The following is a 12,947-nucleotide window of genomic DNA, read 5'->3' on the forward strand; positions in this document are numbered from 1 at the left end:
TAAAACCGTGATGACTCTGCCAGCCCTGAGACGCCCCACCCCGGCCAGGGGCGCAGCCATCCGCCTGTTGCTGGCACTTTTTGTTGTGCTCACCTTGGAACTGGGGGTCTTTAATCTGGCCCATTGGCAGTCGCTGGCGGGTTCATCCTCAAACTTTTCGACAAGGACTGCTGGCGATGTCGCCTCACAATCACGCCAGCTGGGACCAGGACTGTCCCCGTTGCCGGGCGGAGGACTGAAAGTCACCGATCCAGCCGATGCCTGGATGGACGTCCCTGTCGCCGATGGACGGGCATCCTTCCTTCAGGCTCAGCTGGCAGAAGACATCAAGGGTTCACCCTTGTCGCAGATTCATGTACGTCTGGACCTGCACCTGGCCGGCGACAAGGGTTGGACCCAGGGCACCCGAGGGCTGATCTGCCCCGGTCAGGCCCGTAGCCACTATCTGCGCATCAGAGGCAATCCCAACGGCGGTCGGATCCAGGCCATGCGACTGTGGATACAGGAGCCCGTCGGATCTCAGCTGGAGCTGACCGGAATGACTCCGGCCGATGTGGTACCCCTGGAACTCAACCCAGCGCGGATACTGATGCTGGCCTGTCTGGCGGCGCTGATCCTAGGCTACCTACCCGACTCGGTCCTCTGGCGGACCCGGCTGGATACGGGTTCGATAAGCCAGCGCCTGGCACTGGTCCTGATTTTGGCTCCGCTTGCAGTCTGGTCCTGCTGGAGCATCCAGTATGATCTGTCCACCTTTACCCCCGTGGCCTACCATCACCCGCAGGCCTACGTCTACGACTTCAACCAGTACGATCATGTGGCGCAGGCCCTTCTGCATGGACGCCCTTGGCTGGATCTGGGCCAGGCGCCGGGTCTGTCCAAGGCAGCCAACCCCTTTGACATAGCCACCCGCAACGCACTGCTGGCCCAGGACCAGCAACCCATATATTGGGACTATGTCTATCACAATGGCCACTGGTACTCCTACTTCGGTGTCCTGCCGGTACTGCTGCTCTTTCTGCCTTACAGGGCGGTGACCAGCCTGGCGCATCCGGGCGGGTATGCCCTGCCCACCAGTTCGGCTGCCGCCCTGCTGGTCACGGCGGCCACCATCATGACCGCCCTGGCCACCATCCGCCTGCTGGCCCGATGGTTCCCCCGGGTCAACCTGGCCGTGGTCGGCATGGCTCTTACAACCATGCTGGAAGGATCCGGCATGGTCTACCTCTGGTGCCGCCGCAACTTCTATACGATTCCCTTCGATGCCTCCATATTGGCGGTCATGACTGGACTCTGGCTCTGGATGGGGGCCAGACGGGTCCATCGACAGCCTGCAGATGCCAGTAAGCATTCGGATCGTGGATCAACGCGGATATGGACCGTGGAGGACGGGAACCAACCCTGGCGGCTGTCCAGACTTCGACTTTTTTTGGGTTCGCTGTCAATAGCTGCCACCCTGGGCTGCCGACCCACCTTCTTGGCTGCCGGACTACTGGCGCTACCCCTGTTTGCCAAAGAAATAAGGGCAGTCATCAACACCCTGTTCGCTCGCAGGAGCCATCCTGCCGACCTGTCTAGGAAACGGGCGCTGTCGCTGCTGGTCTGTGGCCTGTTGCCAGTCATCCTGGTAGCCGCTCCCCTGCTCTGGTACAACCGCTGGCGCTTCGGGGCCCTGCTGGACTTCGGCAACAGGTATCAAATGACCGTCCTGGACCTGACCAACTATCATCCTGGCACCCAAGGTCTGCTTCAGATTTTTGGCTACTACCTTCTGCAGCCGTTGACTACCCTGCCGGTCTTCCCCTACCTGCAATTCTCCCCCGCTCCCATGCGGGTCTGGCACTTCACCGAGCCTGGCCTGGGCGGGCTGTTAGTCACCACCCCGGTACTTGTACTGGCCCTTGTCCTTATCGTCCTGCCCCGGGTGCGAAAAGAACTGCAGCGCCGAGGATGGATGCCCGCCTTAATCCTGGCCCTGGCCTTAGCGGCTCTGGTTATGGCTGCAGACTCCTATGTTGGCGGGTTCTCGGTGCGCTACACCATCGACTTCGCCTGGCTGATCTGCCTGGCTGCCGTTGTAATCATGGCCGCCGCATCCTCGGCATACGAAGGCGGCCGCTCCAGAGCGGGAGCGGCCGTCATGAGCCTACTGACACTAACCTGTCTGGCTGGCCTGGTCCTGACCTTGATCAACGCCATGGTCCTGCTGGAGCACTTCGACCCCAGTCAGGCCATGAACGCAGCCGTCTGGTTCCTAGCACCCTGAGCCCAGCCGACAGTGATGTCAGGAGTCCAGGCCCTGCTGCTTGAGGGCTTGGTGATACCGGTCGACCATGTCAGCCACGATGCCATTGCCATCGCCGCCTGACAAGGTGATGACCGATGCCAGAGGCATGGTATCGAAAAGCTGAGCCGTATTGGGATCGTCAGGCAGCGGTATGCCATCCTGATCGATACGATCGCGCAAGATGGGCCCGCCAATCGAATTCTCGCGCCACTCGGCCATGGTCGATTCGGCATTCAGCGGAATGAACCTGCCGTCGCCATCCACCTGCAGGTCCTCTTCTGCAACCAGATCTCGGCTCGAAGTACCCACCTGGATGCGGTAAGTGCCCGCCTCCACATGCCAGGCATCCATAGCTGTGGACCAGTAGGCGAAGTCGCGCTCGGTCAGGTCCATGCTCACCCGGCTGGACTGTCCGGCTTTCAGGAAGACCTTGGTGAAGGCCTTGAGCTCATGGCTGGGCCGATTCACCCGACTGGCGCAGGGTGCCACGTAGACCTGCACGGTCTGAGCGCCGTCCACCTGCGAGGTGTTGGTCACCGTCACATCCACCCGAGCCGAGTTGGCTCCGGTCTTGGTCACCGTTACCTGATCCAGGTCAAAGTCGGCATAAGACAGCCCGAATCCGAAGGGGAAGGCCACCGGACGCTGGAAGGTGTCGTAGTAGCGGTAGCCCACGTAGACGCCCTCGCCGTAACGCGAATGACCCTCCTCACCGGGGAAGGAGGTGATGGTGGGGTTGTCCTCCAGCCGGACCGGAATGGTTTCAGGCAGATGGCCCGAGGGGTTGGCGACACCGGTCAGCACATCCACTACGGCGCGTCCACCCTCCTGGCCCAGCAGCCAAGTCTCCAGCAGACCCTTGGTCTTGTCCATCCAGTCGGCAACCGTCACTACAGCTCCATTGGAAAGGACGGTGACCACCCGGTCGTTGACCTCGGAGACAGCCTTGAGCAGAGCCACCTGCTTGTCGGGAAGATCCATGCTGGTGCGGTCAAAGCCCTCGGACTCAGCGTATTCAGGCAATCCCAGGAAGAGCACCACGGTGTCGGCTCCGCGCGCAACATCAAGCGCCTGCTGGGTCAGAGCAGGATCCTGTTCCTTCTCATCCAGCGTGAACCCGGGCGCGAAGTCCACATTCATGCCGGCCTCCTTGAAGCCATCCAGCGCGGATGAGACCTCGGTCGGTGTGATATGCGAGGAACCTCCTCCCTGGTAGCGCGGAGTCCGGGCGAATTCGCCAATGACGGCGACCTTCTTCTTCGGGTCAAGGGGCAGGATCCGATCCTCGTTGCGCAAGAGGACGATGGACTCCTGAGCCGCTCGGCGGGCCATGTTGTTGTGTTCCTGGACGTCGTAGCGATAACCCTGCTGGGACATGGCCGGACGAGCCTTGTCAATCAGATCCAGAATCCCCTGGGCCATCCGGTCCAGCTGCTTCTTGTCCAGCTGGCCAGCCTTCACGGCCTGGACCACCTGGTCATCAGTACGGGAGGGCGGCATCTCCAGATTGAGCCCGGCCTGCAGAGCGTTGACCCTGTTGTGGACGGCCCCCCAGTCGGACATGACCATGCCCTGGTAGCCCCACTCCCCCCGCAGAACGTCCGTCAGCAGCCAGTGATTCTCCGAACTGAAGACTCCATTAACCTTGTTGTAGGCACACATGATAGTCCAGGGCTTGGCATTCCTGACCACGTATTCAAAGGCCGGCAGGTAGATCTCGCGCAGGGTGCGCGCGTCCACGTCAGAGCTGACCCTGAGCCGGTCGGTCTCCTGATTGTTGGCCGCAAAATGCTTCAGAGATGTCCCCACCCCCTTGGACTGGACCCCATCGACCAGACCTGCAGCTTCGTGCCCGGCCAGCACAGGATCCTCCGAGTAAAACTCGAAGTTGCGGCCACCCAGTGGGCTGCGCTTGATGTTGATGCCGGGGCCCAGAATTACGGCCACCTTCTCCTGGATGCATTCCTCGCCCATGGCCTGGCCCACCTGGTAGGTCAGATCAGGGTTCCAGGAGGATGCCAGTCCAGCGGTCGGTGGGAAGCAGGTGGCCGGGACCGAACCGTAAACGTCAGAGCCAGTGGCCTTGCGTAGGCCGTAAGGGCCGTCGGTGATCATATAACCTTCGTAGCCCTTGTCGGGAAGTCCCTGAAGGTGCCACGAGTCGGATCCCGAGGTCAGCGAGGCCTCCTCTTGCAGATCCAAATCCTTGGCTTTGGTATGCGATTCTTCTGTCATGTCTATTTTCCTTTCGAAATCGATTGGCCGGGCCGCTGCTCAGTACGGGTCCGGGTTACAGGTTTTCAGACTCACTTGACCTTGCGAATCATCATGATGAAGACGGTCCCCACCAGCAGGCAGGCGATGGCGACTGGGAAGATCATCCTATAACCACCGAAGATGCCGATGACCAGCGTAGTGCACCCAGGGGCGATCACCTGGCCGATCGTGTTGGCCAAGTTGAGGATACCCAGGTCCTTGCCAGCTTCCTTGGCATTCGGCAGCACATCGACATTCAGTGCCTGGTCGACTGACATGTAGCACCCGTTGCCGACTCCAGCCAGAGCGGCATAAATGTACATACCCGTTGCAGTTGGCATCAGGAAGGGGAAAACCATCCCGAGAGCAATGATCAGACAACTGATTGCCACGATCACTTTCCGCTTCTGCAAGAAGTCCGACAGAGGGCCCGAGACCACAGCGGCCAGAATGGTGGTGATTACCGAGAGCAAGGCCATGATCTTGAGTGTGGACGCAGCCTGGGCATCGCTCAAATGGCAGTACTTCTGCAGGATGTAGAGTTGGTAGCCCGAGATCATGTAACAGCCGACGATGAAAGTGAACCTGCCCAGAAGCGCTAGGTAAAAGTCCCGGCTGTTCTTGGTGGGCGGTATGAAGGATCGACCAACATCAGCCCAGGTCCGCTCCACAACTGTGTTTGCAGCAGACTTCTCACGGGGCCAGATCAACACCGTGAGAATGCCCGAGAAGAGGAAGATGATCATGCCTACTATCAGGCCGGTATGGATCTTGGTTATGAACGAGCTACCAATGATAGTACCCAGCTGTTGGCCGACGATCTGGCTGGCCCCATACAGTGCCGAATACGTTCCTCTGGTCGACTCAGGAATCCTGTCCGAGAGGACTGCCACAGCAGGGGCTATTAGGCAGTTGATGCCCACCTGAACAATGCACCAACCGAAGATGATCATGGGCAGTGCATGGGACTGGATGACCATCAGAAAGCCAAGGGCGCCAATGATGCCGCCAAGCACGATCCATGGGGTGCGCTTGCCGACACGGAACCTAGACATATCCGAGAGAGCGCCGAAAACAATGTTGGCCACCAACGCAAATACGCAGCCAATCGAATTCATCATACCTAGAGCCGCTTCAGCGCTGACTCCACGCAGGGAATTGAAGATCTGCGGCAGGAGGACCCCGGATCCCATGGTGAAGGGCGCCGCCCAGAGCAGGGATACCATAACAAACCCGACAGCGAAGCGGAACTTCTCCGTGCTGTTGAGCCTTCTGCCAGTATCCGGAGCCAAGCTTGCGTCTACACCATGATCTGCGACAGCACCTCCGGTCTCATCAACGGTAGCCATGGCTTTGATGTCTTCCCCGACTCGAGCACCAACCCCCTTGGCTGGGTCTCCCCTTCGATTCTTATTTTCGTTCCCCATCGTTATTGCTCCTTTGTGTGCAACCTTGCAGTCAGTGGCTCATCATTGAGCCCTACCAATCTCCCCCTTCCAGGACGGGTGATCATTCGGAACTTATTATCGGAGCAAACTAGGCAAGAGGAGGGTTATAATCACAGGATTTTTCTAATTGCTGAGACGACAGAGTCCACATTTCGGCGGAATTCCAAGGATTCTGGAAGGAGCGACAGAGCAAGATATCCGTTGCCTGGCATGTCGAAAAAGTAACCGGGTTGGCCAGTCAAGCCGCAGGACCGAATCAGACAAAGAATCAGTTCCTCCTCGTCGATGACCTCGGGAAAGCGCAGCAGAACATTCCATCCGCCCTCAGGCCTGAGCAGGGAGACGCAGGAATCACGTTGGTCCAATGTCTGTCTAAGGATTTCGAGATTGCCCCTGGCCCGTTTCCCCACTCGGCTGGTCTGGCCGGGAATATCCGATAGCATGGCCTCCATGTCCCTGGTAATCAGAAGGCTCATGGGCAGGTAATCGTCGGCTATCAGGTCAAGATGGCACTTGGCGGCGGCAACCTGGTCCGCTGGCCCGGAAACCTGAATCCAGCCCACCTTGGCATGAGGAGCTGCCAGACTCTTCGAGAACCCGTCCAAGGCGAAGGTCAGCACCCTATCCTCCCCAGCCAGTCGTGCGCGGCCCGGCAAAGGATCCAAGGGATAGTCAAAAAAGACCTCATCAGCGATGATGGCCACCCCATGCCGCTGACAGAGTTTCAGCAGCGACTGGCGTTCTTCTGGATGAATGTAGGACCCCGTGGGATTGTTGGGGTTGATAAGGACCACGGCGCGGATGCGGCCGCTCTCAGGCCCCTCCAAAGCCTCTCTGACCGTGGCCAGGTCCAGGGCCCAGGACCCGTCGTAGGCAAGGCGGTATGGAATTGTTCGGACACATTCCAGACCGGCGATGGATTCGATCAGAGGATATCCGGGCCGGGGCTCCAGAATGGCATCACCCGGGTCGCAGAGGAGCTTCATCAGCCAGGAATAGGCCTGAGATGTGGAAGAGAGCAGGTAGAGGTTATCAGGATCAACCGCAATACCACGATCGTTGCCGTACAAACTTTGACGCATGGTCAGAAACTCAGCCAGAGCCTGCCGAGCCTTACGAGGCCCCCTCGGTTCGGCCTCGTAGACCTGCGGCAGGAATGCCGGGGCCAGTCCAAAATGGGTGGGATTGGAATCATTCAGCCTGCCCAACTTGAGACCATGGGCTCGTGCTTCTGACTCGGCCAGAGCTATGCGATTGGGGCGGTCAGACCCGGTACGGTGAGAAAAATGCATGATTTTTCAGCTCCTCATCCGATCCAGCAGCCGCCTAAACGCCCCGTGTAGATTGGTCGCAGAAAACGCTCTGCTTCACCCCAGGTGCTTTTGCCGGAGGTCGGCTAGATAAGCGGCACCCACGATGCCGGCCTGGTTGCGCAGCTTGGCAGCCACAATGGGGGTCTTAATGTCGATGTGGGGCAAGAACTTCTCGCTCATCCTGCTGACTCCACCACCGACAACGAAGAAGTCAGGGTTGAAATAGTGCTCAAGCAAGCGGTAGTACTTGGTCAGACGATTGGCCCACTTCTTATAGCTCAGTTTCTTGCGGTCACGCACCGATGAGGCTGCGTACTTCTCTGCGTCCTTGCCGTCCAGCGTCAGATGGCCCAGCTCGCTGTTGGGAATCAGAACGCCGTTATAAATCAGCGCCGTGCCGATGCCGGTGCCCAGTGTGGTGGCGATGACCAGACCCTTCTGGCCTTTGGCAGCCCCGTACTGCACCTCGGCAAGCCCGGCCGCATCCGCGTCGTTGACAACGCTGACGGGTCTACCGCAGGCCTTGGAAAGAACCTCCTGAACATTGGTACCGACCCAGGCCTGGTCCAGGTTGGCCATGAAATCCAGCGGTTTATCAGGCTTGACAGGGGCCGGGAAGGCGATGCCCACAGGCACATCCGAAGGAACCTCGAAGCGGTCCAAGAGCTCCTTGACAACAACCCCCACAGCCTCTGGCGTGGAATGCTCAGGAGTCAGAATTTTCTTGCGAGGCTCTGCAAAATCACCGATCGTCAGGTCAACAGGGGCAGCCTTAATGCCGGATCCACCGATATCCACTCCGAAAGCCTGCGCTGTTTCAATCATTGCTGCTCCTTAGCTGATCAAAGATGAGGGTCCGAACCGGCACGGTAGCGATTGTACCCCAAGCCATGCCTCTGCAACCCGTAGGAGCGACATAAACCGGACTAGGGCTGACCCTTCCGCCTGCCTTCTGCTACAAACTGCAGAAAGAAGAATTGGGTGAGATAATGAGGCTATGACCGAACATACACAGCTCATTGACGCAGTCAACGTGCGCATCACCACCAGAGAATACGATCCTAAGCCCATCGATCCCGACCTAGCAAGGCAGCTGGGCAGCACCTTGAATGCCCTGAATACGCTCAGCGGTCTGGACATGCAACTGGTCCTAGGCAAGCCGGACGCCTTCACTGCCGACAATGCCTCCGGCCACCTGGCCAATGCGGCCAACTACCTTGCCCTGGTCGGACCCAAGGATGATCAGGAGAGCCTGGAAAAAGCCGGCTTTTATGGCGAGCGCATGGTTCTTGCCGCCACCCTGTACGGACTGGGGACAGGATGGGTGTCAGGCAGCTGGGACCGTCAGGCAGCAGAGCGCCACTGCCGGATCACTCCCAGCCAGTCGCTCTATCTGGTGGTCACTATCGGCTATCCGGCCGACCAGGTCGGCTACGGCAATCAGGACTTCGACAAGCTTTGCCAACGTCAGAGCGAGCATCGAACCTCTAAGAGCTATGAGGAGCTGACTTCTTCCATGAGCGTGCAGGACCGCCAGGAGGCTCCAGAATGGTTCAAGGCCGGCGTGGCTGCCGCCGCCAAGGCGCCTTCGGCCATGAACGGACAGCCCGTGGTTTTTGCCTGGGACAAGAACACGGGCGATGCGATCGCCACTCTGGACCCCTCGGTCGCCTATGGCTCCGCAGTGGATCTGGGCATAGCCAAAATGAATTTCCAGATCGGATCCGGCGGCGGCACATGGACTTGGGGCGATGGAGGCCGTTTCATCAGGCCCTAACCGCGACTGTATTCCAGTGCCCCGGCAAGGGGACCGTGTAGGGTGATGAACTATGAACAATGGAGCATCATCATCTCAGTCAACCGCCGAACCGAGCACTGAAGCAGGTTCGACAACCCTTTACCTGACCCGGCACGGCAGAACGACGGCCAATGTCATGCATCTGATGCAGGGCTGGTCTGATTTTCCGCTCACCCAGCAAGGCCGCGAGGACGTGCGCCAGTTCGGTCTGGGTCTGCGGCCCATTCGCTTCCGGGCAGCCTGGAGTGGCAATCTGAGTCGTCAGTATGAAACGGCCCGCCTGGCCCTTGATATGTCCGGCAATGGAGACCTGCGCGTGGGGGTGGACCCTGACCTGCGCGAGGACAATTTCGGAAGTTTCGAGGGCCGGGACGAACGCACTACTCTGGACCAAGTCTGCGCAGCCATGGGGTTCGAGAATTTCGCTGCGGCCAAGTCAACCTACGGCAGGAACATCTCCGTCCATATGCAGGACACCTTCCACCGGCTGGACGCCCAGGACGTCCTGTCCGCCGGACTGGAAGAACAGGACCGGGCTGAGACCACCGCCCAGGTCCGCAGCAGAATGATCGCAGTATTGACGCGCATCGCCCAATCTGCCATCGAAGAGGGCGGCGGGCCTGTCCTGGTGGTCTCCTCCGGCATGTGCCTGCAACAGTTCCTGGTGGCCATTGACGATCACTGCCCCATCCCTGACATGGACAACACCGCCGTCACAAAGGTCGTCTACCAAGACGACGGCTTTCACCTGGCAGGACCTATCGGTTCCATGGAGTACTTCCAGGCAGGAAGTCAAGAAAAGTAGCAGTCAGACCGTTCAGGCGCGCTGCATTTCCCCGGCTGGTTGGCCTCTGAGGGGCTCCATGGGCCTCCAGTCGGGATCATGCAATATTTGGCGCGAATCCACCCAACCCTTCAGGATGGCAGGAATACCAGTCATGATGTGACTGCGATCAACAGCCAGAAGGCGAATGACTTCCTTGAGAGCTGTTGCCAGGGTCCCCAGGGCAAAAGCCAGGGGTCGATAGTCCCCATGAACCATGAAATACCTGGCCATAAAGCCCCGGTTGCGCATAATGTGATAACGGTTCATATCCGATGTGGAATTGAGCTGGCGCACACCAGCGATATTCCAATTAGCGATGTTGCGAGTCCGACGCATGACTATATCGGAGACGACCACAGGCTGTGTGACCTTGGATGCCAAATACCCATAGATGGTGTCATCCCAATAGATGAAGAAACGTGGGTCAGGCAGACCGATTTGCTCCACAACCTGCCGGGAGAAGAAACCACCTTCAAAACACATGGTGTTCATAGGCCGACATCCTGATGGTCCGAACTCCCCCGGTGCTATCGGGTCTGGAATGCCCAAAGCGGTCAGAAAATGATACTGCCAATAGAAGGGGCCACCATCATAATCCAGCCGGGAACCCTGCACCACCTGATAGCGTTCACTCCACTTAGCCAGCAGGTCAAGTCCTTCGGGCTCTACTGCAACGTCATCATCCATGACCCAGAACCACTTGGCCCCCAGCTCGTATGCCTTGCGCACGCCAGCGGAGAAGCCTCCCGCGCCACCGCCATTGTGATCCTGTGGCAGATAAACGACACGATCCTGATTGCCGGAGCCGTCGATGATGGTCCTGCCCCAACGTCCTGTCACACGTTCTGAGAACTGCTCGACCATGGTTCGCGTGTCTGCCGAATTCTCGTTATCCACCACCACGATCCGCCAGGGGGCCTGGGTGAGCTGGAGGATGGAGTCGAACAGGCCTGTCAGCAATTCCTGACGCTTATAGGTTACGACGACCATAGCCGCCTTATTCAAGGTCTTTCCCATGCTCTCCATTGTGACACCGCCCCGCAACTTTGCTTACTGAAGCAAAATCCTCCTAGTAGGTTTAGCCTTCTTCCGCCTTCCTGGATCGCAGGCTGCACACCCAGGATGTGAACACCGCCACCAGCAGCAGAACCACAGTCACCAGAAGGAACCGGCCGACGGGCACAGGGGTCAGAGCCATAGACAAGCCAGCCTGGACAAAACTCAAGGCAATACAGCCCTCGACAATGGCGATCCCCAGCAGCGCCATCACTGCACCGCCGGCCACATCGGTCAGTGTCTCCATCACTCCCGACCAGGCTATTGACCTCCAGGCCACCCCGATCTGATTGAGCCGCTGGTTCTGCCGCTTGCGCTCCCAAGCCGAAATGGCGATGGACTGCATCATGAAAATTAGGGCAAGAACGGTCCCGCCGACGATCATGACCGTCATGGCCGTCTGCCCGGACAGGCCTCGTTGAATGAAGTCATCTATATACTCCTGCCTGGTCTGCACCGCGAAATCGCCCCGAAGGCCACTCTTCAGACGGGAGGTAATCCCGTGCGCATCTGTTGGATTGACAGCCGATATGGGAATGATCGTATGTGCGTCTTCACCCAATTGAGGCAGGTCATCCTCCGCCGTCAGAAACAGAGGATAGTTATTGCCTGCAGATAGTTCTGGAATGCCCTCAGGCGACTGAACAAGGGCAACGACCCGCACCTCATGCGGTTGATCATGGCGATCAAGAAGACGAACGGTGTCGCCTATGGAATAGGAGGAATCCTGATTCACAGCGACGCGGTCTGAACCGAGATCAGACGAATTCCCTTGGACAAAGGAGAAATGAATGCTCGGCGAACTCTGAACTTTCTGACCCTGCAATTGCTCGGCAGGTTCCCATACCACCGTTGCCGTCTGGCCCGGTGATCCTTCCATAGCCCATTGCTGAGTCTGGTAGGTAACAAAGTCTCGAACCTCAGGCATCCCACCGATCAGATCGGATGGGTTGCGGTTTTGGGCATCCGAATCAAGGGAAGTAGCCATAACATCGGCCTTCAGCGGATATAGGCTCAGAACCGCCCCTCCGATGGAGCCAGCCTGCATGGCTGCCACAAGGGAAATGACGATGGTCAGGATCATCATGGCGGGGAGGGCTATAGCGGTTGAGCCTGCGCTCTCCTTTCGAGCACGCTGCAGGGCCAGAAGACCTGGCCCCCCGGCCACCTTCGCCGGGATCAGACCAATGACCGACACAGTCAGGACAACCAGGATCGGAGCCGCCAAATAGACCGTAGTGATGACAAGAATGACCTCGAGCATAATACGCAGGTCCAGGGTCATAGAAGGCAGTTGGGCGAACCCGACCACCAAGGTCAGGATCAGGAAGACCAGGGCTGCCGAAGAACGAATCCATCCGATCCGCTTGGTTTTGTCACTGGTCTCCGTCATGAGCTGGAGCGGAGCTGCCCCGCCCACCTTGCGCATAGCCATCCATACTCCCAACAGGCAGGCGACCATCATCATGATGAAGGTGACAACTGCAATGGAAGGTCGAATCCGCGGTGTGAAAACCATGCCACTGTCGCTGAACTCGGCAGAGCGCGCGTAAAACCGTCCAACTGGTATGGTCAGGAGAGATCCGACCAGGCAGCCAATGAGATTCGAGAGGGCCAGGGGGATCGAGAATTCCAAGATACCTATGATCAGGATCCTCCTGCGCGAGGCTCCGTTCAACCGCATCATTGCATACTCGCGTCGGCGTTCCTGAATCAGAAAAGTGACCGACGAGAGGACCAAAAAGACCGACACCAGCAGGCAGCAAGCCAGCGCCGGAATAGTGACCATGGAGAGATTTGAATAAGGTACCTTGGCTTGGAGACGCTGGTAGGTGTTGAACCTATTCAGATCGCCGATATTGTCAAAGGACTTTCCCGCTTGGTAGACCTGCATGGTCGAAGAGGTCAGCAGGGATGCCAGGAAGGTGGATAGACCCATGACCGCGTACGATGCTCGATGCTT

The 12,947-nt window shown here is 58.5% G+C and carries 9 protein-coding genes; 3 read left to right on the forward strand and 6 right to left on the reverse strand.

Translation table 11 applies throughout. From position 1 onward, the window contains the following. Positions 1 to 7 precede the first annotated feature (7 nt). Positions 8 to 2,266: a hypothetical protein gene (locus tag ACUIAI_RS04835; protein WP_445341708.1), complete on the forward strand. Its 2,259-nt coding sequence runs from the start codon at positions 8 to 10 to the stop codon at positions 2,264 to 2,266. 18 nt (positions 2,267 to 2,284) lie between these two features. Here ACUIAI_RS04835 and ACUIAI_RS04840 read toward each other — a convergent pair whose 3' ends face one another. The 4 genes from ACUIAI_RS04840 to ppgK all read right to left on the reverse strand — a co-directional run bounded on the left by ACUIAI_RS04840 (position 2,285) and on the right by ppgK (position 8,129). Then, positions 2,285 to 4,522: an exo-alpha-(1->6)-L-arabinopyranosidase gene (locus ACUIAI_RS04840; RefSeq protein WP_445341709.1), complete on the reverse strand. Its 2,238-nt coding sequence runs from the start codon at positions 4,520 to 4,522 to the stop codon at positions 2,285 to 2,287. 71 nt (positions 4,523 to 4,593) lie between these two features. Then, positions 4,594 to 5,970 (reverse strand): MFS transporter, encoded by a 1,377-nt coding sequence (locus tag ACUIAI_RS04845; RefSeq protein ID WP_254477307.1) that lies wholly within the window; start codon positions 5,968 to 5,970, stop codon positions 4,594 to 4,596. A gap of 131 nt (positions 5,971 to 6,101) precedes the next feature. Then, positions 6,102 to 7,283: a pyridoxal phosphate-dependent aminotransferase gene (locus ACUIAI_RS04850; RefSeq protein ID WP_445341710.1), complete on the reverse strand. Its 1,182-nt coding sequence runs from the start codon at positions 7,281 to 7,283 to the stop codon at positions 6,102 to 6,104. Positions 7,284 to 7,358: 75 nt separating this feature from the next. Further along, positions 7,359 to 8,129 carry a polyphosphate--glucose phosphotransferase gene (gene ppgK / locus ACUIAI_RS04855; protein WP_110413135.1) on the reverse strand — a complete coding sequence of 257 codons (771 nt, stop codon included), beginning with the start codon at positions 8,127 to 8,129 and terminating at the stop codon, positions 7,359 to 7,361. A gap of 172 nt (positions 8,130 to 8,301) precedes the next feature. Between ppgK and ACUIAI_RS04860 the strand changes: the two genes are divergently transcribed. Further along, positions 8,302 to 9,081 (forward strand): nitroreductase family protein, encoded by a 780-nt coding sequence (locus ACUIAI_RS04860; RefSeq protein WP_445341711.1) that lies wholly within the window; start codon positions 8,302 to 8,304, stop codon positions 9,079 to 9,081. A gap of 52 nt (positions 9,082 to 9,133) precedes the next feature. Continuing rightward, positions 9,134 to 9,907 (forward strand): histidine phosphatase family protein, encoded by a 774-nt coding sequence (locus ACUIAI_RS04865; RefSeq protein WP_445341712.1) that lies wholly within the window; start codon positions 9,134 to 9,136, stop codon positions 9,905 to 9,907. A gap of 12 nt (positions 9,908 to 9,919) precedes the next feature. Here ACUIAI_RS04865 and ACUIAI_RS04870 read toward each other — a convergent pair whose 3' ends face one another. Together ACUIAI_RS04870 and ACUIAI_RS04875 are read right to left on the reverse strand one after the other, a co-directional pair. After that, on the reverse strand, positions 9,920 to 10,945 hold the full coding sequence (locus tag ACUIAI_RS04870) for a glycosyltransferase (protein WP_445341713.1): 1,026 nt from the start codon (positions 10,943 to 10,945) through the stop codon (positions 9,920 to 9,922). 61 nt (positions 10,946 to 11,006) lie between these two features. Further along, a complete protein-coding gene (locus ACUIAI_RS04875; protein WP_445341714.1) occupies positions 11,007 to 12,923 on the reverse strand; it encodes an FtsX-like permease family protein in 1,917 nt (638 codons plus the stop codon). Positions 12,924 to 12,947: the final 24 nt, after the last annotated feature.

It is taken from the genome of Bifidobacterium sp. ESL0827 (assembly GCF_052606685.1).

Excerpts from the sequence above, each read along its gene's own strand:
- ACUIAI_RS04840 (WP_445341709.1), bottom strand. The coding sequence starts at position 4,522 with ATGACAGAAGAATCGCATACCAAAGCCAAGGATTTGGATCTGCAAGAG.
- ACUIAI_RS04845 (WP_254477307.1), bottom strand. The coding sequence starts at position 5,970 with ATGGGGAACGAAAATAAGAATCGAAGGGGAGACCCAGCCAAGGGGGTT.
- ACUIAI_RS04850 (WP_445341710.1), bottom strand. The coding sequence starts at position 7,283 with ATGCATTTTTCTCACCGTACCGGGTCTGACCGCCCCAATCGCATAGCT.
- ppgK (WP_110413135.1), bottom strand. The coding sequence starts at position 8,129 with ATGATTGAAACAGCGCAGGCTTTCGGAGTGGATATCGGTGGATCCGGC.
- ACUIAI_RS04860 (WP_445341711.1), top strand. The coding sequence starts at position 8,302 with ATGACCGAACATACACAGCTCATTGACGCAGTCAACGTGCGCATCACC.
- ACUIAI_RS04865 (WP_445341712.1), top strand. The coding sequence starts at position 9,134 with ATGAACAATGGAGCATCATCATCTCAGTCAACCGCCGAACCGAGCACT.
- ACUIAI_RS04870 (WP_445341713.1), bottom strand. The coding sequence starts at position 10,945 with ATGGGAAAGACCTTGAATAAGGCGGCTATGGTCGTCGTAACCTATAAG.
- ACUIAI_RS04875 (WP_445341714.1), bottom strand. The coding sequence starts at position 12,923 with ATGGGTCTATCCACCTTCCTGGCATCCCTGCTGACCTCTTCGACCATG.